Source organism: Brevibacillus gelatini (assembly GCF_003710935.1).
Classification (GTDB): domain Bacteria; phylum Bacillota; class Bacilli; order Brevibacillales; family Brevibacillaceae; genus Brevibacillus; species Brevibacillus gelatini.
The window spans coordinates 1-24,236 of the sequence record NZ_RHHS01000044.1; the positions used below are offsets into that span (position 1 = coordinate 1).

Below are 24,236 nucleotides of genomic sequence, written 5' to 3' on the forward strand. Positions count from 1 at the left end.
TCGCTTTTTTCCCCGGAGCCGGGCAGTCCACCCCCCAGCAGGGAGCCCAAGCCGCTACAGCGATTTCATCTCTTTCCTCGCCACCCCAAAAGCCCCGATCAAGTCTGCCTTTAAAAAAGCACATACGACACCCAAGTGTTCACCTCATCCGGTCATGTCCGCTCATGCAAGCCACCCAGACACCCGGGAATATTTCGATAATTGCGTTTTTTTAATGCCAATCAATTGAACAATCTCCTAAACTCTGCTATTCTTATAAAACAAGTATTGATTAATGTAGGTGAACAAATGCAGCCAGTAACTAGCGATTTGCAAGTAGTCGTAGTTGGCGGTGGCTCCGTCGGTTTGCTGTATGCAGCAAGGCTTGCGCTCGCCGGACAGTCCGTGGCTGTCGTCACGCGCAGTTCAATTCAGGCGAATCAGCTCATGGAACAGGGACTCTGGCTGCAGAGCCTCGACGGCAAAAAAACGAAAGTGACAGTACCCGCCCAACCGATTGAAGCTGGTCTGCCGACAGGAAACTTGTACCTGCTGACCGTCAAGCAGCCCGATTTGCCCGCGCTGCTTCCGGCGTTGGCCGGATTGAACCGCTCCGCGCGCGTCATCGCGCTGCAAAACGGGATGGGGCACCAGGAACTGCTTGCAGAAGTGCTGGCGGACACACAATGCTTTTTCGCCATCCATACCGAAGGAGCAAGAAGGCATTCGGCTACAGAAGTGGAGCATACCGGAACTGGTACCTTGCGTGTCGGGCCATGGCAGGAAAGCAACAGCAAAGATCCCGTGATCGCTGCCTTTGTCGATTGGGCATCGGCTGCGGGTATTGCGGCGATCTACGAAAAAGCGATGGAACCGCATGCGTGGAAAAAGCTGCTCGCCAATGCCTTGATTAACCCGCTCACGGCATTGTTTGAAATCCCCAACGGGGCGTTACTCGACAACCCGTATACACAAGGGCTGATGCGAGACTTGTTTGAGGAAGCCGCGCAGGTCGCCGCTTTCGCCGGACAAAAAATCGGGGAAGCAGACTGGCAGGAAATTGTCGCCATTTGCCGAAGTACTTCCCGTAATCTTTCCTCCATGCTGCAGGATGTGAAGCGGCACAGACCGACGGAAGTACAATCCATTAACGGCTATCTCGTCAAACTGGGAAAACAGGCCGGGATTCCTACTCCGCTGCACGAAACCTTGCTTCGCGTCATTCTTCTCAAGTCTGGCATGGGAATAGGGAAGGAGGGGAGGCGACAGTAGATGGCCATGTGGACAACATTCTGGTCTTATTTTTGGGGTACACTGACCGTAGTGCCGTTCTTGGGTTTTCCGCTCGTCTATTGGATCGTATACATGGTGAAGCGGAACAAGAGAATGGCTGGTCGCTGGGCGTTGAATATCACGAATTTTTTGGTGATTCGCTCCGCTGTTTCCACCTACGAACTCATCTGGCCGGAAGCGGTGTCAGCCTGGTGGTGGGTAGGCTGTTTTTTCCTGCTGGCGATTGTGCTTTTGGGCTGGCTCCAGTTGAAGCTGAAAAGACAGCTCTCCCTGAAAAAGATCGGATTTTCCGCTTGGCGGTTGTCGTTTCTCTGGTTTGGACTTGTCTATATAGTGCTGTTTACGACCGGCATAATCAAGACGATGGATGTCGTGTAACGCACTGGTGATACATATCGTATTTATTCCGATAAGAAAGAAGGTTGGAACTATGCGGCTTCCCATCGAGAGCATCGGACACAAGATTCGGATGATTCGAAAAGAACGTGGATTTACTTTGGAGGTCATGGCAGGCAAAACCGGGCTGAGCAAAGGGCTGCTCAGTCAGGTAGAGCGAGGAATTTCCCAACCATCGCTGGATTCGCTGTGGAAAATTACGAAGGCGCTGGAGTCCCCGATCATTCATTTCTTTGAAGACATCGACCAAAAGCAAGTACACGTCACCCGTCTGCAAAAACGCAGACAACTGGTGTTTCCCGAATCGACAGGCACGTATTCGCTGCTCTCCATGGGAGGAAGTGCCAAGCTGGGCATGCTGGAGGTCCGTCTGATGCCGGGAGAAATGGTCACGGACAAATTCGTTCAGGCCGATGGCGAGGAGTGCTTCACGGTGATTGCCGGAAGCGTGACAGCGAGGTTCAACGATGAAGAGCACGTACTGGAAACAGGCGACAGCATCTCGTTTGACAGCAGCAAGTCGCACACGATTGAAAATAGCGGCGAGGTGGAGGCCGTTCTGATCTGGTCTGTCACACCGCCCCAATTTTAAAGTTAAAAGGAACGCAGTGCTACACTTTGACAACCCATTTCGGCGGGTTGTCTTGTTTTTTGTGGCTGGCTGGCGTGGTATAATTTGCAGAGACCATCGCCCTAAGAAAGGTGAGCTAGCATGAATGTTGAACGCGTTGCGCTTCCCTTGGCAAATCGGTTGGCACGAGAGTACCAGATGCAAACCGAATCTGCCTTGTCCCTGTTTGCGCATCATCCTTATGAAGAACAGTCCTACCGGGAACGGTTGAAGTGGCTCTCCACGCAAACCTACGACCGGAACAAACTGGCAGAAGGCTTACATAATTTTAACGAGGCAATCGGAACTCACCCCGAAGCGCTGAAAAACATCGAGCTACTGAAGCAGCCGGATACATACGTAGTCATCGGCGGACAGCAGGCAGGAGTCCTCACGGGTCCGCTGTATACGATCAACAAAGCGGTTCACTTGATTCAGGCGGCGCGGAAGCTGTCGGCCGAGCTGCAAACAAACATCGTCCCTGTATTTTGGATCGCGGGGGAAGACCATGACATCGACGAAATCGATCATGTGTACTGGACGACAGATGGCGATACGCGGCTGCGCAAGGAACGGCTGAGGCTGCAAAAAAAAGGGCGCGTGTCGGCAAGCAAGCTGGCTTTGGAGGAAGAACGGTGTATGCAGTTCCTGGATGCTTTTTTCCAGGAACAACCCGAGACAGCAGAAACGAAAAACGTGCGGGAATTGCTGACGCAAACAGCCAAAAGCTCGAAGACGGTGGCAGAGTGGTTTGCCCGTCTGATGGCCCGTTTGTTCGGAAAGCACGGGCTGATTCTCGTCGAGTCATCGCTGCCGTTTGTCCGTGAGCTGGAACGTCCCGTGTTTGCGCAGGTCATCGAGAAAAACGAGCAGATGGCCCAACTGCTGATGAAGGCAAAAGATCGCATCGCAGCAGCCGGGTATCCGTTGCAGCTTGAAGTAGACGAGCAGCAGGCCAACCTGTTCCTCTACGAAGGAGAAGATCGTCTGCTCCTGTCAAGACATCTGGACCGCTTTGTCAACAGACGGCAGTCTTACAGCCGCGAACAATTGCTGCGCCTGGTGGAGGAGCAGCCTGAACGCTTCAGCCCCAATGTCGTCACACGCGGTCTGATGCAAGAGCATCTTTTTCCGACGCTGGCCTTTATTGGGGGGCCGGGCGAGATCGCTTACTGGGCCTATTACCGCGAAGTGTTTGAACTGTTCGGGATGCAGATGCCGATCGTATTGCCGCGCATGTCGATCACGCTGGTGGAAGGGGCTCATCTGCGCTTGCTGGAGAGTCTGGAGCTTTCCGTTGAGCAGGTCTTGACCGACTTCGCGGGCTGGAAGGCGGAGTGGGAGAAAAAAGCAGGACCCCATCCGCTGCATGAGCAATTTGCCAGTGTGCGTGAATCGATCCAGGCTTTGTACCGCCCGCTCGTGGAAGAAGTGCTTCGTCTGGACCCGGGAATGCGCGGTCTGGCGGAAAAAAACAGTGCGCTCTTGCTTGAGCAGGTGTCCTTTTTGGAGGGGCGCTTGATTCGCTCTCTGCAGCAAAAAGAAGATGTCGCCTACAACCGGATCAAGCGGATCGAGACGATGCTCTTGCCCGAAGGCGGCCTGCAGGAACGCAAACACGGTTTTTTCCCTTTTGCGAACAAGTACGGGCTGGAATTGATCGATCGGCTGGTCGCAGCTCCGTTTGCACAAGACGGCACTCATCAACTCTTTTTCGTGTAAAGGTGTAAAGGAAAAGTCGGCTGATCGTCCCGGACGGACAGCCGGCTTTTTCGCGCATGTTTGGAAAATGGAAACATTTTCTGCCTGGAATGCCGAAACTTTTCCGACAAATTTTGCGTACTACCTATAACGGAATTCCTGTGAGAAAGGTGGTACTCGGGATGCAGAACAAGTCGCGACTATTCGGGAAAAAAGCCACTGTATGGACGCTTGTCCTGTCGATGGTTTGGGCAGGGACAGCACTTGGCGAATGGAATCAGGCCCAGGCCAGGGGGGAAGTGGCAGTCGTCTCTACCAGCTCCTTCCTCGACACAAAAGGTCATTGGGCGGCCAAGGAGATTGAGCAGGCAGCAAAAAGCGGGTTGATTCAAGGCTTCCCGGACGGAACCTTTCAACCGGAGCAAACAGTGACACAGGAGCAGTTTCTTTCGTTGATCGAGCGCGTGCTGCCGTCCTACCAGGGACATGAGCCGGACGCTTTTGTCAAAGAGAAGTATGTAGCGAAAGCTTTGGGCCGCTGGTCCGAGCAAACGTATCGCCGCTTGGCGGTAGCAGGCATCATGACGACAGGCAAGCCGACGGATGGGATGACGCGGCTGGAGGCAGCCCGCCTCTTGCTGGCAGCGCTCGGCCATCAGTCGGAGGGGGAAAAATACCGGGGAACGACGGCACGCTTCTTTTCCGATCTGTCGCCCCAAAACGAACAGGAGGTCATGACCGTCTATCCGGCGTACAAAATCGGGCTGCTCTCCGGCTATCCGGACGGCACGTTCCGCCCGCAGGAAACGATCAGCAGAGCGCAGGCAGTCGTGATGCTGACGCGCCTGGACAGCAAGATGGAAGAGCTGTTTCCGGGCGAAGTGACCGAGAGCGAGAAAAAAGGAATGACGGATGCGGTAGCGCTGTTTGTGCGCGATGTGATGGATCAGAAAAAGATCAGACGTTACGACGATCTCGTCGCGTATGTGCAGCAAAACAAGCTGAATGTCAGCGAGGCCTTTTTGCGCGAGCACTTTTCGTTTATGAAATACGAGATTTACGATTACGTGCGTTTTCCACAGTTCAATGAGCTTTTGTACTTCGCCAAAATCGGGACGAGCAAGTACAGGCTGACCGTCCAATACTACGCGGGCGAGCCGGGTGGCAGCGTCGACAAGACTTTTTACCTCTCGTCTACAGACGGCAAGACGTTCCGGCTGATTGGCAAAGACGAATAGAAGGCAGGAGGCAATGAAAAAAGCCGGGTGGTTGCATCCGGCTTTTTTCACTGAGGTGGCACGGTTTGATCGCGCCCGGTTCCGCGCTTCGCTGGTGATGGCAAGGGCGAAAGGGCTTGCCAATGAAAAAAAGACAGGCGCGTTTCCTGAAAAGCAGAAACGACCTGTCTTGGCAAGTTACGCATTCATCCTATTTTTCATGCGATTTTGCCAGAGCAGCAAAAGGACGGCAACCACGAGCGGATACAACGCGGACCAGCCCAGGAATGGATAGAGCCCGACGGTGAAGAGAAGCGACGTCCAGGAAGCCAGTCGACCGAGGGGATGCTGGCGCAGCAGGCGGATTCCGGCGAGACAACCGCCGATGTAGGTGGCAAAAAAGGTTGCGTTCGGCAGCTCAATCAGTTGAGCCAGGTCAATCAGTCCCGCATACAAAACCGTCAGCACCGCGACAAAGCAGAGCGAGAGGAACAGGAGCCCGCCAATCGGCGTCCGGTATTTGGCGTGCAGCAGCCCGAACCAGCGGGGCGCGATCTTTTCCTGCGCCAGCGAATAGGCGATCCGTGACGCCGCTCCGACGTAGGCGTTTGCGGTGGCGATACAGATAAACAGAGCCGTCACGGCTACGATCCAGCCGCCGACTGGCCCGAGCGAAAGCTGGACCATAACGGAGAGCGCTGCCGCCGAGATGCCTGCGCCATAGCTGTGAGTCGCGACCGTCATGAACGCGACGGAAAAGTACAGGAAGGCGACGATTCCAGCGCTCCACAACACACCGCGAACGGCGTTTTTCGCCGGATCGACGAATTCCTCCGACAAGTGCGTGACCGCTTCCCAGCCGATAAAACACCAGAATAACAGCCCTGCCGCCTGGACGACGCTGAGCCAGCCGTTCGGGACAAACGGCGTGAAGTGGGTGACGGAGGCGTGGGGCAATGCTGCGACAACAGCCAGAATCAAAATGGAAAGGATGAGCGTGACCACAATTGTTTGCACGCGCGCGGCTACATGCATCCCGAGCACGTTCATGATGACCACGGCGGTCAGCAGGAGGGCCGCTGCTGCGTATATTTGCGTGTCGCCCCAGTCGAGCAGGACGGCGAGGTAATTGGCCCCGGTGACGCTGAGGATCGGCGCACCGATTGGCACCGACAAGAGAAAAAACCAGCCCACGATGTTTCCTGCGCGGTCGCCGTACGCGGTGCGGACGAAGGTGGAGACGCCGCCTGCGCTGGGGTATCGTGCGGAGAGCAGCCCCATCGTAAGCGCCATCGGCAAGACGAGAATCGACATGACCAGCCAGGCGAGGATGGAGGCAGGTCCGGCCTTTTCTGCCGCCAATCCGGGGAGAAGCAGCACGCCGGACCCGATGACAGCCCCGATGTACAGGGCGACGATTTGCGGCAACCGCAGCGTTTTGGCAAGACCGGCTGTTTGCACAGTTGCTTTTTCCATGAAAAGTTCCCTCTCTTTGTTTTTCGGTTGTTTGCAGAAGTAGTGTAGCATAGACATAATCATCGGAGTTATCTATAATATTAGATAATGAAAATCGGTTTTTTCGATAGATAGGGAGGGAGACTTTTTGGATACACGGTACCTGCTGACCTTTCGCGAGGTAGCCAAATGCCAGAGCTTTACCCGCGCCGCAGAGGTGCTGGGCTACGCGCAATCCAGCGTGACGACACAGATTCAAAACCTGGAGGCGGATTTCGGGGTCACGCTGTTTGAGCGCTGGGGGCGAAAGATCAGGCTGACTCACGCCGGAGAAGCGCTCCTCGCCTACAGCGAACAACTGCTGGCCGTTCTGGACGAAGCAAGAGCCAACCTGTCCGAGCAGGCACAGCTTGCGGGTACTCTGCGCATCGGTACGGTCGAGTCGCTCGCGGCCTTTTTCCTCCCGCCTTTTTTGCAAAAATTTCGCAAGGAGCACCCGCGTATCCGGATTTTGTTAAAGCCGGGAATATGTCACGAGCTGCGCCAAGGCGTCAAGGAGGGGCACTACGACTTCGCCTTTGTGCTCGATTGGATGCAGGATCATCCTGAACTGGTGAACATCAACCTGGGGGAAGAAAAGCTGGTGGTGATCGCCGCTCCCAACCATCCGCTCAGCCGGTTGAAAAAAATCGAAGCGCGCGATTTTGCCGGGACAAACTGGATTTTTACGGAAGCAGGATGCAGCTACCGCTCGATCATGGAGTCCGTGCTGCGCGACGCCGGAACGACGATTGAATCGTCGTCCGAGTTCGGCAGTCTGGAAGCGATCAAGCAGTGTGTGGCATATGATTTAGGGATTGCGCTTGTTCCTTACATCGCTGTTGCCGAAGAAGCGAAAAACGGCACGCTCGCCATCCTGCCTTTTTCCCATCCGGAAGTACGCGTCTACCGCCAACTGGTCTATCACAAGAAAAAATGGATGCCACAGGCGCTGCTCCGTTTTCTTGAGCTGTTGACGACGAATGCCGGACAGCAGGAAATGTGCCGGTAAACTGGCGAGAACAGGAAAAACAGATGATGGTTGTACTTGCGTATGATATGATAGACAGGGTTGTGTTATGAGATAAAAGGAGGTCTAACATACATGAACACCGTTTCTGAAAGCATTGTAAGAGACATGTCGCTTGCCCACAGCGGCCATTTGAAGATTGACTGGGTAAAAGAACACATGCCGGTTCTCAACCGCATTCGCGAGCGCTTTGAAAAAGAGAAGCCGTTTGCAGGCCTGAAAGTGGCCATCTCCTTGCACCTGGAAGCAAAAACCGCTTATTTGGCAAAAGTTGTGCAAGCAGGTGGCGCAGAAGTAACGATCACGGGCTCCAACCCGCTCTCCACCCAGGACGATATTTGCGCGGCACTGGTGGAAGACGGCATCCGCGTTTTTGCCAAATACAATCCAGATCCAGCCGAGTACAAGGAGCATCTGATTAAAACGCTGGAAACGCGCCCTGACCTGATTATCGACGACGGTGGCGACCTGGTGACCATTCTGCACAGCGAGCGCCGCGATCTCTTGTCGCAAGTGCGCGGCGGCGCGGAAGAAACCACAACCGGTATTCTCCGCCTGAAAGCGCTGGAAAAAGAAGGCAAGCTGGAGTTCCCGATGGTAGCGGTGAACGACGCTTTCTGCAAATATTTGTTTGACAACCGTTACGGTACCGGCCAATCTGTCTGGGATGGCATCAACCGCACAACCAACCTGGTCGTGGCAGGCAAAACTGTCGTGGTAGCTGGCTATGGCTGGTGCGGAAAAGGTGTGGCCATGCGCGCGAAAGGACTTGGCGCGAAAGTCATCGTAACCGAGATCGACGCGATCAAAGCGGTAGAAGCGTACATGGACGGCTTCGAAGTTATGCCGATGAGCGAAGCGGCGAAGCACGGCGACTACTTCGTGACTGTGACCGGAAACCGCGACGTGATCCGCAAAGAGCATTTTGAAGTGATGAAGGATGGCGCGATCCTGTCCAACGCTGGCCACTTTGATGTCGAAGTAAACAAAGTGGAGCTTGAGGCCCTGTCGACATCCAAGCGGGTTGTGCGCAAAGATATTGAAGAATTTGTCATGGCAGATGGTCGAAAACTGTACCTTCTGGCAGAAGGCCGCCTCGTAAACTTGGCAGCAGGCGACGGCCACCCGGCTGAAATCATGGACATGACCTTCGCCCTGCAAGCTGTTTCTCTGGCGTACGTCAACGAGCAGTACAAAAACATCGGCAAAAAAGTGCTGAACGTACCATACGAGCTCGACGCAATGGTTGCCCAGTACAAACTGGAAGCATTGAACATCGGCATCGACAAATTGAGCGACGAGCAAAAAGCATATCTCGATAGCTGGGTCGAATAGGTTCGCGAAAACCGTCCTTTCCCGGCAAAAAAATCAACGAAAAAATCCTGCTTACAAATGCAGGATTTTTTTTTATAATAGCAAGTAGGCAACAAGGTGGGGAAAAGTGGGGGAAAGTGGAGCCAAAGGACAGGAAAGTGGGGGACCAGGGCGTGTTCATGGGTGAATATCAGCACAGCATCGATGAAAAAGGCCGCCTGACGATTCCTGCCAAATTCCGAGAAGGTCTGGGAGCTTCCTTCGTCATTACCCGCGGACTTGACCAATGCTTGTTCGCTTATCCGATGGAAGAGTGGAAGCAGCTGGAGGAAAAACTGAAGACTCTGCCCTTTACAAAAGCGGATGCACGCGCGTTTACACGTTTTTTCTTTTCCGGCGCGACCGAATGCGAATGGGACAAGCAGGGAAGGGTAAACATACCGCCCAACCTGCGCGAACATGCCGGTATCCAAAAGGAATGTGTCATCATTGGCGTATCCAACCGCGTAGAGGTGTGGAGCAAAGAACGTTGGGAAGATTATTTCGCCCAGTCGGAAGGCTCTTTTGGAGAAATTGCTGAAAAACTGGTTGATTTTAATTTGTAGCAGCGAGAAGAACAGGAGTGACGACATTGTCGTTTCATCATGTAACCGTACTGAGGGACGAGGCTGTAGATGGCCTGAACATTCGGCCTGGAGGCATTTATGTGGACTGCACGCTCGGCGGAGCGGGACATAGCAGTCTGATCGCGTCCCGTCTGACCGAGGGCGGCCGCCTGATTGCCATCGATCAGGATGACTGGGCGCACGACAATGCCAGGGAAAGACTGGCTCCCTACATGGACAAGGTAACACTGGTCAAAAGCAATTTTCGCCATCTGAAAGAGATTGTCAAAGATTTGGGGCTTACTGGTGTAGATGGAGTTTTGTTTGATTTGGGAGTTTCATCCCCGCAGCTTGACGAAGGAGAGCGCGGGTTCAGCTACAATGCGGACGCTCCGCTCGACATGAGAATGGACCAGCAAGCGACGCTTTCGGCCTACGACATCGTCAACGAATGGGACGAAGAGGAGCTTGCCAGGATCATCTGGCTGTACGGAGAAGAGAAATTTTCCCGGCGAATTGCCCGGCAAATCGTGCAGCAACGCAAAAAGCAGCCGATTCGGACAACAGGCGAGCTGGTCGAGCTGATTAAGGAAGGAATTCCGGCAGCGGCGCGCCGCACAGGGGGACACCCTGCGAAGCGGACGTTTCAGGCGATTCGCATTGCCGTCAACGATGAGCTGGATGCGTTCAAAGAGGCTGTCACCGATGCCATTGATATTTTGAATCCGGGTGGCCGCGTGAGCGTCATCACGTTCCATTCGCTGGAAGACCGGATTTGCAAGCAGGTATATCAGGATTATTCCAAGGGCTGCACATGCCCGCCGTCGTTTCCGATTTGTACATGCGGAAACGAAGCGATTGTCAAAGTCATCACGCGCAAGCCGATTTTGCCGTCAGAAGAAGAGCTTGCGGCCAATCCGCGCGCGCGTTCTGCGAAGCTGCGGGTAGCCGAGAAGTTGTAGCGGGAGAATAGCGACGAGGAAAGAGGGGGGAGAAAGCGTTGAGTTACTACTACCAAGGCAATCTGGCAATGGAGCTGGAAAAGCAGTCCCGCTCCGTCACCAAGACAACAAAACGAACGATCCGAATCAAACCAACCATTCCGACAGGCGAAAAATTGCTCTATCTCTTGTTTATCTCGTTGACAGTGATCGGCCTGGGGATGGTCGGAGTCAGGTACTCGCAAATCTCCCAGATGAATTACGAAATCCAGAGCACGAAAAAAGAAAACCGGCTGCTTGCCGAGAAAAACGCTACGCTGAAACTGCAAATCGAGCAGCTCAGCAACCGTGACCGCATCCAGAAAGAAGCAGAGCGACAAGGCATGGTGTACAATGCGGATGCCGTACATACAGTCGGTCAGGGGAAAGTAAAAGCAAGTTCGATTCAACAACAACAGCCAAAGCAGCCTTAAAATCAAATGTTACTGCGTCAATTGTGCGGTAACATTTTTTCTTACGCTTGACTGTCCGGGCCGATTCAGGCGGCGATCATAGACGTGATGGAGTGAGTGGAAATGGAAGGGAAACGACTCGTGAATTGGCGCATCCTCGTTTGTGCTTTATGCCTGATCTTGATTTTTTCAGGCTTGGGCATTCGGATCTACTGGATTCAAACGGTAGATGCAGCCCGAATCATGGGACAGGCGCAGGAGCAATGGGACCGGAATCGGACTCTGCAGCCGGCACGCGGTGCCATCAAAGACCGAAACGGCGAAATTCTCGCCTTCCAGGGCAAGGCATACACCGTGAACGCCAGGCTGAAGGGGCGGGATGAAAAAGATAAGGACGTCGTCAAGGACCCTTACTACACGGCAAACGTGCTGGCGCCCATTCTCAACGCTCCGGTTCCTGAACTGGTGAAGATGCTGACCAAGCCGAACAAGGTGGTAGAGTTGGGCCGCTACGGAAGGAAAATCAGCGAAGAGCAGAAAAAGCGGATTTTGGAAGCGCAATATCCGAAGCTGCCAAACGGTAAGCAGGTGGAAGAAAATCAGCTTCCGGGGATTTTTCTGGATGAGACGACAAGGCGCGTCTATCCGAACAACAGCTTTGCCTCGCATGTGATCGGATATCTCGATCTGTACGATGCGCCGAAGATGGGGATCGAACTGCATCTCGACAAGGAACTGGCCGGAGAAAAGGGCCAGATGCAGTATAAAAGAGACGGGGCCGGTTATCAGCTGCCGGATGGAGAAGGAGAATACATCCCGGCAAAAGACGGCTACGACGTCTATTTGACCATCGACAGGCAAATCCAGGATTACGTCGAAGAGGCGCTGGATGTGGTGGATCGGCAGTACAAGCCAAAAGGGATGACGGTCATCGTATCCGACCCGCAGACGGGCGAGATTTTGGCGATGGGCAATCGTTCGCAATTTAATCCCAATACATACTATAACGGGATTTCGAACTATACGAACCACGCGATCACGTCCATGTTCGAGCCTGGCTCCACGTTCAAGATCATTACACTGGCGGCCGCAATTGAGGAAGGGCTGTTCAACCAGAATGAAATGTATGATTCCGGGAAGTACACGATCAAGGGACAGGTTCCAATCCGCGACCATAACAACGGGGTAGGCTGGGGCAGAATCTCGTTTTTGGAAGGGGTTCAGCGCTCCAGTAACGTGATGTTTGCCAAACTCGGCTACGAGCGCCTGAAGCTGGAGAAGCTCAGAGCGTACATCAAAAAGTTCGGGATGGGCTCGCTGACCGGAATCGAGCTGCCCTACGAAAAAGAAGGAAACCTGATTAACCTGGAAAAACCGCAGTCTCCCCGCGACTGGGCAGCGACGACCTTCGGACAAGGGGTGACGGTGACGGCGATCCAGCAGGTGATGGCAGTAGGGGCCATCGCCAACGGCGGCGAGTTGTTGAAGCCGCATATCGTCAAGGAACTGCGTGACCAGCATACAGGAGCGGTCGTGAAGCGCAGCGAGCGCGAAGTCGTCAGACGCGTCGTCTCGGAGGCGACCGCGAAGAAAACCCGGGACATTTTGGAAACAGTCGTGACAGGCGAGCACGGGACAGGGAAGCAGTACGCCATCGACGGCTACCACGTCGCCGGGAAAACCGGTACCGCGCAAAAATACGACCCGAACACGGGCAAAATCATGGACGGGCACTATATCGCTTCGTTTATCGGATTTGCGCCAAAAGACAATCCGCGCCTGCTTGTTTACGTCGTGATCGACGATCCTGCGACAGATGCATGGTACGCGTACTGGGGCAAAATGATGATCGCGCCGACGTTCAAGTCGATCATGGAGCGCAGCCTGCAATACTTGCAGCAGCAGCCTGATTTGCCCCGTACCAGCAGCGACAGCAGCAAAGACAAAACGAAAAAGGCGGCGCAGCAGCAGGCGGCGGCAGTTCCGGCAGCAGTGAGCCAGACGTTGCCGAAGTTCGTGGGCATGTCCACGACAGCGGCGCAACTGCGCGCCAAGCAGGACAATTTGACCGTGACGGTAATCGGAACCGGGACCAAGATCGTGGAGCAGTACCCGGCAGCCTACGATCAGGTCGTCCCTGGGAAGCAAATCATTTTGGTATCGGACCGTCTGACGGGCGCCAAGATGCCAGATTTCAAAGGAAAGTCGCTGAGAGAAGTCATGGAATTTGCTTCGCTGCTCGACATGGATGTGAAGGCTACGGGTGCGGGCTTTGTCGTACAGCAGAGCATAGCGCCAGGCACAGCATTGAACGGCAAGGAGAAGCTGCAGATCACGCTGCAGTCCGAATCGAAGCCGGCAACAGCGGCAACTCCTACTCAGGAAGGAACAGCGCCGTCCGGGACTGCTCCGCCAGCAGACAGCACTGCTCCCGCCGGAACAGGGGGGCAAACGAATCCGAATGAACAGCCTGCAGGACAATCGGTAGGCGAGCAGGATGGCACGGAAGCGAATCAAACAAGCACAACCCCATAGTTCTATCCCGTCCCCCCGACGAATAAGGTAAGGAAGAGACAACCTTTTTCGAGGGGGGACTCGCTTTGCGGGTATCCAATGCTACTGTACGCCGCCGCATTTTCATATCACTGGTCGTCGGCATTGTCCTGTATACGGCGCTCATTACCCGGCTCGGGTATGTGCAGTTGATCGAAGGTCCGAAGCTTGCGCAGATGGCTGACCAACTGTTGAATCGGCAAATCGACTTCAAGCCGAATCGCGGCCGGATTCTGGATCGGAACGGCAACGAGCTGGTGTCCAACATGACCGTGCCAACGATCGTGGCAGTCCCCGCGCAGATCAAGGACCCGAAAGAGACGGCCCGACAGCTCGCGATCATTTTGGAGCAAAAGGAAGAAGATGTTTACAAGGCGATCACCAAAAAGCAGATGAGCAACGACAAGATTCCGGGCGGAAAAAAGCTGCCGCTCGAAAAGGCGCGGAAAATTCAGGAGCTGAACCTGCCGGGGATTTACCTGGCCGGAGATACGAAGCGCTTTTATCCGAACGGGAGCATGGCTGCGCATATTCTCGGCTTTACCGGGATCGACAATCAGGGATTGACGGGTTTGGAAAAAATTTATGATCCGTTTCTCAAGGGAACAGAGGGACATATTTCTTTTCCTTCCGATGCAAAAGGGCGCGTCATGCCCGGCGGCTCGGAAGATTACGTCCCTCCGGTGAGCGGGATGGACATGTATTTGACGATCGACAGCGCCATCCAGTCGTTTATCGAACGAGAGCTGGATCAGGCCGTCGTCGCCTATCAGCCGGATGATGTCCTGGCGATTGCGATGAATCCGAAGACCGGAGAAATTTTGGGCATGGGCAGCCGTCCGACCTTCCAGCCGGATGAATACCAGAACTACCCGGCAGAAGTATACAACCGCAACTTGCCGATCTGGAAAACGTATGAGCCTGGTTCGACCTTCAAAATCGTCACGCTGGCTGCGGCCTTGAATGAAGGTGTCGTCTCTTTGGAGGAAAGCTTCTTCGATCCCGGCTACATTAACGTGGCAGGCAAGCGGCTGCGCTGCTGGAAGCGGCAAGGGCACGGACAGGAGACGATGCTGCAAGTCGTGGAAAACTCGTGCAACCCCGGCTTTGTAACGATGGGGCAGCGCTTGCAAAAAGAACGGCTGTTTGAATACATCAAAAAATTTGGTTTCGGACAAAAAACGGGCATCGACCTGATCGGGGAAGAAAACGGACTGTTGTTCAATCTTGATCGCGTCGGACCTGTCGAGCTTGGGACGACTTCGTTTGGTCAAGGAGTATCCGTCACCCCCATCCAGCAAATGGTCGCTGTCTCGGCAGCAATCAACGGCGGGAAGCTGATGAAGCCGTTTGTCGCCAAGGAATGGCGGGATAGCGTCACCCACGATATTGTTGCGCGGACGCTCCCGACAGAGGTGCGCCAGGTGATCTCGGCAGAAACCTCTGCCAAGGTGCGGTATGCGCTGGAGAGCGTCGTGGCGCGAGGAACAGGAAATAAGGCCTATATTGAAGGCTATCGGGTCGGCGGAAAAACCGGAACCGCGCAAAAGGTCAGAAACGGCCGCTACGTCGACGGGGAGTACATCGTTTCCTTTATCGGCTTCGCTCCTGCGGATGATCCGCAAATCATCGTCTACTTTGCGGTCGATAATCCGAAGGCGCTGGCTTTTGGCGGACTGATTGCAGCGCCGAGCGTCAAAAACATTATCGAATCTTCCCTGCAATATATGAATGTGCCCAAGCGCAGCGACGGCATCGCCAAGGAGATCAACAAGGCATTGGGCGAGCGCGAGCCGATCGAGGTTCCGAACATGGTCGGACAGACGATGAAGGACGTCGTGCAGACGTATGACACGCTTCCGCTGGTCGTTTCGGGAAAAGGGGCCTACGTCATTCAGCAGTCGCCTGCGCCGGGCGTGAAAATAGAAGCGGGCGGAAAAATTCGCATACATCTTGGTGACAAATTAAACAATTAGCTATAAAATGAGATTTCGAAGGCGGAGGGAAGTAGGCTTGTCTACAGTCGCTCTGCCTTTGTTCATCACAGAAATGGATCGGATTCCTTTCGTAAAAAAGGGCAAATTTCTGTCTATACTAGTTGGAGAATGGGGTGCCTGTTTCATGTTTCTACGGGATCTGCTCATGCCTTTGTTGCCAGTGAAGGTTTCAGGGGATGACAGTATGGAGATTACGGGTTTGACAGCAGACTCGCGCCAGGTGAAGCCCGGCTACTTGTTTGTGTGTCTGACGGGGTTTACCGTGGACGGCCATGCGTTCGCGGCCCAGGCGGTGAAAAATGGCGCCGTCGCCGTGCTATCCGAACAAGATCTGGACGTGCCAGCGACTGTTGTCAGAGTACCGGACACCCGGCGGGCAATGGCTATGCTGGCTGATCGCATTTTCGGATCTCCCACAAAAGAGTTAAAGGTGATTGGGGTTACAGGTACGAACGGGAAGACAACCACCACTCATCTCATCGACAAGATCCTGCGCGACCAGCACAAGCAAACAGGCTTGATCGGCACGATTCACATGCGGATCGGAGATGTCACAGAAGAAGTGAAAAACACGACGCCCGATGCCGTGGATCTGCAAAGAAGCTTCCGCCGCATGTGCAACGTAAACACAGACTACGCGATCATCGAGGTGTCCTCTCACGCGCTGGAACAAGGACGTGTGCGTGGCTGCGACATACATACCGCCGTTTTCACGAATTTGACGCAGGACCATCTCGACTACCATAAAACGATGGAAAACTATCGCTACGCCAAGTCTCTGCTGTTTTCCCAACTGGGCAACCAGTATGATCCGAATCGCCTGAAGACGGCTGTGCTGAACGCAGACGACGAAGCATCGAAGCTGTATGCGACGGTGACGTCTGCGCGCGTCATCACATACGGAATCGACCAGTCGGCAGACGTACGCGCCAAAGACATCGAGATTACGAGCAAGGGAACCTCGTTTACCGCAGAAACCTATGCGGGTACCATCCGCCTGAACTTGAAGCTGATGGGCAAATTCAATGTGTACAACGCATTGGCCGCCATTGCAGTGACACTTGCGGAAGGCGTCAGCCTCGAAGACATCAAGGCCAGTCTGGAAGCAGTCGCTGGCGTGAACGGGCGATTCGAGTCGGTCGATGCCGGACAGCCGTTCGCGGTCCTGGTTGACTACTCCCATACGCCGGACAGCCTGGAAAACGCTTTGCTCACCGTAAAAGAGTTTGCCAAAGGCAACGTATACTGCATCGTCGGCTGCGGCGGAGACCGCGATCGTACGAAGCGCCCGATTATGGCGAAGATCGCAACGAAATATGCGGATATGACCGTCCTGACATCCGATAATCCTCGCTCCGAGGAGCCGCAGGCGATTATCGAAGACATGCTCGCAGGTGTGCGCGATGTGGACGCAAGTCGTTACACAGCGGTGACAGACCGCCGCGAAGCGATTCATCATGCCATCTCGCTGGCAAAGGCTGACGATGTCATTTTGATTGCCGGAAAAGGCCATGAGACTTATCAAATCATCAAAAACCAGGTACTGCCTTTCGATGACCGTGAAGTAGCACGGGAAGCGATTGCCCGGTACAACCACGAATAGAGACAGATGCGACACATTGGCATCGAAAGAAAGGAGGCTCGGGCATGTTCGCTGACAACGTCCTAATCGTCACGATCGTCGCCGCGTTTCTCATTGCTGTATTGATTGGCCCACTGTTTATTCCCTTCCTTCGCCGCCTGAAATTCGGGCAGGCCATTCGCGAGGAAGGACCACAATCGCACTACAAGAAGGCTGGGACTCCTACCATGGGGGGAACCATCATTCTTTTGGCACTTATCTTTACCGTGTTGAAGTTTGCCAATGCCAACATGGAGATTTACTTCCTGTTATTGGTGACACTCGGCTACGGTCTGATCGGGTTTTTGGATGACTTTATCAAAATCAGAAAAAAACGCAACCTTGGTTTGACCGCAAAAGAGAAGTTTGCCGGTCAGATTGTGCTGGCAATCGGCGCGTATATTTTGCTGCTGATGATGGGGCACGATACGTCGCTGCATTTGCCAGGAACGCCGTGGAAGCTGGAACTCGGTTATTTCTACTTCCCGTTCCTGCTGTTTTTGCTCGTCGGCACGACCAACGCGGTGAACATTACGGACGGCCTGGACGGACTTTTGGCAGGAACCGGAGCCATCGCCTTTGGCGCGTATGCGATTATCGCCTGGTTCGGGCAGGACTACGACACGGCGATTTTCAGTGCAGCCGTTGTCGGGGCTGTTCTTGGCTTCCTCGTCTTTAACGCCCATCCGGCGCGCGTGTTCATGGGGGACACCGGCTCGCTCGGCCTGGGCGGGGCGCTCGCCGGAATTGCCATCATGACGAAGACAGAGCTTCTGCTGGCGATTATCGGCGGTGTGTTCGTCGTGGAGACACTGTCGGTCATTTTGCAGGTCATCTCCTTCAAAACGCGCGGAAAACGGATTTTCCGCATGAGTCCGCTCCATCATCATTTTGAGTTGACGGGCTGGTCCGAGTGGCGGGTTGTCGTCACCTTCTGGCTGGTCGGCATGGTTTTTGCCGGATTGGGTGTATACCTTGAGGTGGTGACAATCAGATGATGCGTTATCAAAATCAGCATGTAGTCGTTTTAGGAATGGCCAAAAGCGGTGTAGCAGTGGCAAAACTGCTGCACCGCTTTGGCGCTCATGTCGTGGTCAACGATAAGAAGCCGCGCGAAGAAGCAACAGGCATCAAGGAGCTGGAGGCGCTCGGGATCACCGTCATTTGCGGCCACCATCCGGAAGAGTTGCTTCATCCGGGTGTGTCGCTCGTCGTCAAAAATCCGGGGATTCCGTATGAAGCGCCGCCTGTGCAGCAAGCGCTCCAACTGGGGATTCCCGTCGTGACCGAGGTGGAGCTAGCCTCCCAGATTGCCAAGGCACCGATCATCGGCATAACCGGCTCCAACGGAAAGACAACCACGACAACGCTCGTCGGGCAAATTCTCAAGGAAGCGGGTCTGGATGTGCTTGTCGGCGGCAATATCGGCACGGTTTTGTGCGGCCTGGCGGAAGAGGCGGGCCCGGACCAGTTGCTCGTAGCCGAATTGAGCAGCTTCCAGCTCATGGGGACGAGGGAGTTTCGACCGCACATCGGTGTTTTGCTCAATCTGTATCCTGCTCATCTCGACTACCACCATACGATGGAGGCGTATCTGGACGCGAAGCTGAAAATGTTCGCCAATCAAACCGCAGACGATATGGCGATCCTGCCGTTTGACCAGCCGGAGGTTCTCGCCAAGTGCGGCGATCTGCCTGCCCAGGTGTACTATTTCAGCAAGACGCAGCAGGTTCCGAGAGGGGCTTTTGTTCAGGATGGCATCATCAAGTTCACAGATGGACAGGGCCAGCCGGAGACGATCATCTCTGTGGCGGATATGACGGTTCCCCATCTGGACAACGCTCTGGCAGCGATTCTCGTCGCGAAGCTTTCCGGGGCTGATGTCGGTTCGATGGTACAAGTGCTGTCTACTTTTCCCGGCGTGGAGCATCGCATGGAATACGTTGATACCATTGCCGGGGTGAAATATTTCAACGACTCCAAGGCGACCAATCCGGAAGCGGCTTCCCGCGCCCTGCAGGCGTGCCAGGAGCCTGTGGTCTGGATTTGCGGCGGCCTTGACCGGGGCGTCGATTTTCGCGAGCTTTTGCCTGTCATGAAAGGGCGGGTCAAAGCGGTCATCGCGCTCGGGCAGACCGCGCCGATTTTGCTTGCGCGTGCGGAGGAAGCAGGGATTAACGAGCGAATCCATGTCGATACTGTGGAAGAAGCCGTTCTTGCCGCTTCCCGCCTGGCGCAGGCAGGAGACGTGGTATTGCTCAGCCCGGCGTGTGCGAGCTGGGATATGTTCCCTTCCTTTGAGGTCAGGGGGAGCATGTTTAAGGACGGCGTGCATAGACTTAAAACAAGCCTAGCATAACGTCCCTTTTGACCCGCATGAATACAGCTTGATACGGGACGGCATGAGAAAGGATGACCTGGCACGATGAGCAAGGTACGCTCTGCCCCCGACTTCGTAATTATTTTTGCAACACTTTTTTTATTGGGAATTGGCATCGTGATGGTGTACAGCGCCAGTGCGATTGTCGCCCAGAAGCCGCCTTTTTCCGACCCGTACTTTTTTGCCAAGCGGCAGCTCATTTTTGCTTTGCTCGGCATTACCTCGATGTACATCACGATGAACATCGACTACTGGGTGTGGAAGCAATGGGCCAAGCCGGGCTATTACGTGAGCATTTGCCTGTTGATACTGGTACTCGTCATCGGGATCGAAGTGAACGGCTCCAAAAGCTGGCTTGGCTTCGGGGCTTTCGGGATTCAGCCCGGCGAATTTGCCAAGCTCGGCGTCGTCGCGTTTTTGGCGCGCTGGCTATCGGACAACCAGAAGCAGATTGTCCTGTTCCGCAAAGGGCTGATGCCCGCACTGGCGATTCCGTTGGTCTGCTTCGGGCTCATCATGCTCCAGCCTGACCTGGGAACAGGCACTGTACTCGTGGGCACGGCCATTGTCATGATTTTTGCCTCGGGAGCGCGAATCAGCCACTTCGTCGGACTGGGGATGCTTGGCATCGCCGGTTTTGTCGGGCTGGTGCTGTCGGCGCCTTACCGCATCAAACGGATTACGTCGTTTCTCGATCCGTGGTCGGATCCGCTCAATACCGGGTACCAGATCATTCAGTCGCTGTATGCGATTGGCCCTGGCGGCCTGCTCGGCCTTGGATTGGGACAAAGCAGGCAAAAGCATTTATACTTGCCAGAGCCGTACAACGACTTCATTTTTTCCATCGTAGCGGAGGAACTTGGATTTATCGGCGGCACGCTGATCCTGCTGTTGTTCCTGCTGCTTTTGTGGAGAGGGATGCGCACCGCGATAACCGCACCGGATCTGTTCGGAAGTCTTCTCGCGCTCGGAATCATCGGCATGATCGCGATACAGGTCGTCATCAACATCGGCGTCGTTACAGGTATGTTCCCGGTTACCGGGATTACGCTGCCGTTTTTAAGCTATGGAGGTTCGTCCCTGACACTGATGCTCACAGGTGTCGGCGTCCTCTTGAATATTTCCCGCTTTTCCCGATCTTGAATTTTCAGGCAGGAAGCCAGTTTTTTCTCTGCATAAAAATAAGGGTGTGATTGTATGCGCGTCGTCCTTACAGGCGGTGGCACAGGTGGACATATTTATCCGGCGCTTGCGGTGGCGAGGGAAGTTTCTCGCCAGACACCGCAGGCTGCCTTTTTGTATATCGGCAGTAAAAAGGGGCTGGAGGCACAGCTCGTGCCGCGCACAGACATTCCGTTCCAGTCTGTGGAAATCAGCGGCTTGAAACGAAAGCTGTCACTCGACAACATCAAGACTTTGTGGAAATTCATTCGGGCGGTTTCCGATGCGAAAAAAATGTTGCGCGACTTCCGGCCGGATGTCGTCGTCGGCACAGGCGGCTACGTGTGCGGCCCGGTCGTGTACGCCGCGGCCCGTTTGGGCATTCCGACGTTGATTCACGAGCAAAACGTCGTTCCGGGCTTGACCAACAAGTTTTTGTCGCGGCAGGCTACGCGGGTGGCCGTGTCGTTTGAAGAGTCGCTCGCACATTTTCCCAAGGGAAAAACGGTCTTTACCGGCAACCCGCGCGCGACGGAAGTGATGCATGGCGATGCAGAGGCAGGAAGAAGCTTTCTCGGGGTAGACGCTGGCAAAAAGATCGTCCTGATCTTTGGCGGCAGTCGCGGTGCAAGAGCGATCAATGAAGCGGTGCTGTCCATCGTCACACAACTGGGCAAACATGCCGATACTCATTTTGTATATGTAACCGGTGACGTTCATTTTGAAAACATCTCCCAACAACTCGCGGCGAAAGGAAAGCTGCCCGCGAACCTTTCCGTACTTCCCTTCGTCCATAATATGCCGGACGTTTTGGCGGCGACACATATTCTGGTTGGACGTGCCGGTGCATCCACGCTTGCCGAAGTGACGGCGCTCGGGGTGCCGTCGATTTTGATCCCTTCTCCGTATGTGACCAACAACCATCAGGAGAAAAATGCGCGCGGACTGGAACGCGCAGGGGCAGCGCGGGTGATTGTAGAAAAGGAACTGACCGGAGAGCGTCTGCTGTCCGAGGTAGAAGGTCTTTTGCAAAGCCGTGAGCTGTGGGCACAGATGAAAGAGAACGCCCTGTCGCTCGGCATGCCGCAGGCTGCCACCGAAATTGTTCGCACCTTGCAAGAGGTTTCCGGAAAAAAATGATCGAATGGGCGAGTGTCACGCCGCTCTGGGCGATGGCATAGTATGGAGCAAACACGTGAGAAGACGCAAAGGTCCGACCTAGCAAACGTATCAGGAGGTTCACAAATGAAAAAAATCGCAGATGAGCTGAAGCAAGCAGGGATCAAAAAAGTGTGGACCAATGAACCTCTCGCCAATCATACAACATGGCGGATCGGGGGTCCTGCTGATTTGTTGATCCAGCCCAAGGACAAAGAATCCTTGCTTACAGCCTTGCAAATCATCCATCGTCATGAAATTCCTTGGAGTGTAATCGGGCGCGGCTCCAACCTTCTGGTGAGGGACGGAGGGATTCGCGGAGCCGTGCTCAAAGTGGCTGAGGGCTTGAGCCACTGCGAGTTCAGGGGTGAAGAGGTGTGTGTGGGTGCCGGATATTCCATGATCCGCCTGGCGGTGGAGGCAGGCAAGAAGGGATTGACCGGGCTGGAGTTCGCAGGAGGGATTCCTGGTACGGTAGGCGGGGCTGTCTATATGAATGCAGGGGCCCACGGATCTGATCTTTCACGTATTCTTATTGAAGCCGAAATCCTTTTTGCAAACGGCGAATGTAAGGTGTTGAGTAACGAGGAACTGAGCTTTAGTTACCGGACTTCTCTCTTGCAGAGAGAAAAAGGAATCGTGCTGGAGGCCCGTTTCCAGCTGCGTCATGGCGATCGCAAACAAATTGCCGCTACGCTTTCTGCCAACAAGGAGCGTCGTCGCCATACACAGCCGTTGCAGATGCCTTGCGCCGGCAGTGTGTTCCGCAACCCGCCGAACGACCACGCTGGACGTTTGATCGAGGCAGCAGGGCTGAAAGGCTATCGAGTCGGTGGAGCTCAGGTTTCGGAAAAACACTCCAATTTCATCGTGAATTGCGGAGGAGCCACGGCTACCGACGTCCTCACCTTAATCGAGCATGTACGGAGCACAATTCTTGCGACATACGGAATTGATCTGCATCCGGAAGTTCTGGTGGTGGGCGAGGGGTAACACGGAGGTGAAAGTTTGGAGACTTTTGCGATCGAAGGCGGAAGACCTCTGTCCGGTTCGCTTCGGATCCAAGGAGCCAAGAACGCTGCTCTTCCCATCCTTGCAGCTTCTGTGCTTGCGGAAGGGCAATTCTATATCTACGATGTCCCCCATCTGAAAGATATCAAGGTCATGCTGGAAATACTGACGGCACTGGGGGCCAAGGCGAAGCATGTGGACGGTTGCGTCGATCTGGATACAACGTCTGTCTCCGTCCCGCATGTACCAGATGATTTAATGAGCCAGATGCGCTCTTCGATTTTTCTGGCCGGGCCGCTTCTGGCTCGATTGGGCGAAGTCACGATCTCGCGTCCGGGCGGATGTGACATCGGTGAACGCAGAATCGACCTGCACTTGTCGGGGCTTACAGCGCTCGGGGCCAAAATCGAAGAATCGGAAGGCTACATTACATTTCGGGCGAAGCAATTGCGCGGGACCAATGTCTTTCTTTCTTTCCCCAGCGTGGGTGCGACGGAAAATATCATGATGGCGGCGGTTTTGGCAAAAGGGACGACGCGCATCTGCAACGCGGCCAGGGAGCCGGAGATCATCGACCTGCAAAACTTTCTGAACGCCATGGGCGCGCGGATCAGGGGCGCAGGCACCGATACGATCGAGATCACCGGCGTGCAGCGGCTTCGTTCCGTCAGCTACCGGATCATCCCCGACAGAATTGTCACGGGTACGTTCGTGCTGGCGGTCGGAATTGCCCAGGGCCACATCGAGCTGACCAACACGCTGCCTGAGCAACTCACCGCATTGATTGAGGTTGTCCGTAGCTGCGGTGTTGAAATCAAAACCCGCCATGATATAATGGAAATCAAAAGTAATTCCCGTCCGCGTGCCTACGACCGGATCATCACCTCGCCATACCCAGGGTTTCCGACAGACCTGCAGGCGCAGTTGATGGTGTTTCTGTCACAGGCGAGGGGGACCAGCGTTATCAAGGAAACGATCTTCGAAGGAAGATTCAAACATGTGAATGAATTGGCGCGAATGGGCGCATCCATATACGTAGATCTCGGCTCTGCCATCATTCGCGGCGTCGGAAAGCTGACTGCCACGAGTGTAGAAGCGACGGATCTGCGAGCAGGAGCTGCTTTGGTCTTGGCAGGGCTTGCTGCAGAAGGCATTACCACGGTGAACCAGATCCATCATATCGATCGTGGGTACGATCGGCTGGAAGAGCAATTGCGCAGGCTGGGAGCCGATATCACGAGGGTGTCGATATGATCGAGGGAAGACAAGCGGCATAGTGCTATGCCGCTTTCCCTGTTTCATAAAGTTGCAATTATTTGGTAT

General features: G+C 54.5%; 20 protein-coding genes. 19 read left to right on the plus strand and 1 reads right to left on the minus strand.

Features of this window, described 5'->3' with window-relative positions; all coding sequences use genetic code 11:
• The first annotated feature begins 288 nt into the window (after nucleotides 1-288).
• The 5 genes from EDM57_RS18095 to EDM57_RS18115 all read left to right on the plus strand — a co-directional run bounded on the left by EDM57_RS18095 (nucleotide 289) and on the right by EDM57_RS18115 (nucleotide 5,217).
• Nucleotides 289-1,251 carry a ketopantoate reductase family protein gene (locus EDM57_RS18095; RefSeq protein WP_122906093.1) on the plus strand — a complete coding sequence of 321 codons (963 nt, stop codon included), beginning with the start codon at nucleotides 289-291 and terminating at the stop codon, nucleotides 1,249-1,251.
• Nucleotides 1,252-1,650 (plus strand): DUF3397 domain-containing protein, encoded by a 399-nt coding sequence (locus EDM57_RS18100; RefSeq protein ID WP_122906094.1) that lies wholly within the window; start codon nucleotides 1,252-1,254, stop codon nucleotides 1,648-1,650.
• A gap of 52 nt (nucleotides 1,651-1,702) precedes the next feature.
• The gene (locus EDM57_RS18105) at nucleotides 1,703-2,260 is read left to right on the plus strand and encodes a helix-turn-helix domain-containing protein (RefSeq protein ID WP_122906095.1); all 558 of its coding nucleotides are present in this window, start codon (nucleotides 1,703-1,705) and stop codon (nucleotides 2,258-2,260) included.
• A gap of 120 nt (nucleotides 2,261-2,380) precedes the next feature.
• Nucleotides 2,381-4,000 (plus strand): bacillithiol biosynthesis cysteine-adding enzyme BshC, encoded by a 1,620-nt coding sequence (bshC, locus tag EDM57_RS18110; RefSeq protein WP_122906096.1) that lies wholly within the window; start codon nucleotides 2,381-2,383, stop codon nucleotides 3,998-4,000.
• Between the two features lie 161 nt (nucleotides 4,001-4,161).
• Entirely contained in the window at nucleotides 4,162-5,217 is a 1,056-nt protein-coding gene (locus EDM57_RS18115; protein WP_122906097.1) for an S-layer homology domain-containing protein, read from the plus strand.
• Nucleotides 5,218-5,394: 177 nt separating this feature from the next.
• Here the strand turns inward: EDM57_RS18115 and EDM57_RS18120 are convergent, their stop codons facing one another.
• Nucleotides 5,395-6,672: an APC family permease gene (locus tag EDM57_RS18120; RefSeq protein WP_122906098.1), complete on the minus strand. Its 1,278-nt coding sequence runs from the start codon at nucleotides 6,670-6,672 to the stop codon at nucleotides 5,395-5,397.
• 127 nt (nucleotides 6,673-6,799) lie between these two features.
• Between EDM57_RS18120 and EDM57_RS18125 the strand changes: the two genes are divergently transcribed.
• From EDM57_RS18125 to murA, 14 genes are all read left to right on the plus strand, one after another.
• A complete protein-coding gene (locus EDM57_RS18125; protein WP_122906099.1) occupies nucleotides 6,800-7,702 on the plus strand; it encodes a LysR family transcriptional regulator in 903 nt (300 codons plus the stop codon).
• Nucleotides 7,703-7,795: 93 nt separating this feature from the next.
• The gene (locus EDM57_RS18130; RefSeq protein WP_122906100.1) at nucleotides 7,796-9,055 is read left to right on the plus strand and encodes an adenosylhomocysteinase; all 1,260 of its coding nucleotides are present in this window, start codon (nucleotides 7,796-7,798) and stop codon (nucleotides 9,053-9,055) included.
• 152 nt (nucleotides 9,056-9,207) lie between these two features.
• On the plus strand, nucleotides 9,208-9,639 hold the full coding sequence (gene mraZ / locus EDM57_RS18135) for a division/cell wall cluster transcriptional repressor MraZ (RefSeq protein ID WP_122906150.1): 432 nt from the start codon (nucleotides 9,208-9,210) through the stop codon (nucleotides 9,637-9,639).
• A gap of 17 nt (nucleotides 9,640-9,656) precedes the next feature.
• Nucleotides 9,657-10,601: a 16S rRNA (cytosine(1402)-N(4))-methyltransferase RsmH gene (gene rsmH, locus EDM57_RS18140; RefSeq protein ID WP_122906101.1), complete on the plus strand. Its 945-nt coding sequence runs from the start codon at nucleotides 9,657-9,659 to the stop codon at nucleotides 10,599-10,601.
• Nucleotides 10,602-10,639: 38 nt separating this feature from the next.
• Nucleotides 10,640-11,053: a cell division protein FtsL gene (gene ftsL, locus EDM57_RS18145; RefSeq protein WP_122906102.1), complete on the plus strand. Its 414-nt coding sequence runs from the start codon at nucleotides 10,640-10,642 to the stop codon at nucleotides 11,051-11,053.
• Nucleotides 11,054-11,155: 102 nt separating this feature from the next.
• Nucleotides 11,156-13,567, plus strand: coding sequence for a penicillin-binding protein (locus EDM57_RS18150; RefSeq protein WP_122906103.1), 2,412 nt, complete (start codon nucleotides 11,156-11,158; stop codon nucleotides 13,565-13,567).
• Nucleotides 13,568-13,632: 65 nt separating this feature from the next.
• Nucleotides 13,633-15,561, plus strand: coding sequence for a stage V sporulation protein D (locus EDM57_RS18155; RefSeq protein WP_122906104.1), 1,929 nt, complete (start codon nucleotides 13,633-13,635; stop codon nucleotides 15,559-15,561).
• A gap of 145 nt (nucleotides 15,562-15,706) precedes the next feature.
• Nucleotides 15,707-17,185, plus strand: coding sequence for a UDP-N-acetylmuramoyl-L-alanyl-D-glutamate--2,6-diaminopimelate ligase (locus EDM57_RS18160; RefSeq protein WP_122906151.1), 1,479 nt, complete (start codon nucleotides 15,707-15,709; stop codon nucleotides 17,183-17,185).
• 44 nt (nucleotides 17,186-17,229) lie between these two features.
• Entirely contained in the window at nucleotides 17,230-18,201 is a 972-nt protein-coding gene (gene mraY, locus EDM57_RS18165; protein WP_122906105.1) for a phospho-N-acetylmuramoyl-pentapeptide-transferase, read from the plus strand.
• Nucleotides 18,198-19,562 carry a UDP-N-acetylmuramoyl-L-alanine--D-glutamate ligase gene (gene murD, locus EDM57_RS18170; protein WP_122906106.1) on the plus strand — a complete coding sequence of 455 codons (1,365 nt, stop codon included), beginning with the start codon at nucleotides 18,198-18,200 and terminating at the stop codon, nucleotides 19,560-19,562. Before mraY ends, murD begins: the two co-directional genes overlap by 4 nt.
• A 66-nt stretch (nucleotides 19,563-19,628) precedes the next feature.
• Entirely contained in the window at nucleotides 19,629-20,726 is a 1,098-nt protein-coding gene (gene spoVE, locus EDM57_RS18175; protein ID WP_122906107.1) for a stage V sporulation protein E, read from the plus strand.
• A 54-nt stretch (nucleotides 20,727-20,780) separates the two neighbouring features.
• Nucleotides 20,781-21,884: an undecaprenyldiphospho-muramoylpentapeptide beta-N-acetylglucosaminyltransferase gene (gene murG / locus EDM57_RS18180; protein WP_122906108.1), complete on the plus strand. Its 1,104-nt coding sequence runs from the start codon at nucleotides 20,781-20,783 to the stop codon at nucleotides 21,882-21,884.
• A gap of 105 nt (nucleotides 21,885-21,989) precedes the next feature.
• Nucleotides 21,990-22,895 (plus strand): UDP-N-acetylmuramate dehydrogenase, encoded by a 906-nt coding sequence (murB, locus tag EDM57_RS18185; protein ID WP_122906109.1) that lies wholly within the window; start codon nucleotides 21,990-21,992, stop codon nucleotides 22,893-22,895.
• 15 nt (nucleotides 22,896-22,910) lie between these two features.
• Nucleotides 22,911-24,167 carry a UDP-N-acetylglucosamine 1-carboxyvinyltransferase gene (gene murA / locus EDM57_RS18190; protein ID WP_122906110.1) on the plus strand — a complete coding sequence of 419 codons (1,257 nt, stop codon included), beginning with the start codon at nucleotides 22,911-22,913 and terminating at the stop codon, nucleotides 24,165-24,167.
• Nucleotides 24,168-24,236: the final 69 nt, after the last annotated feature.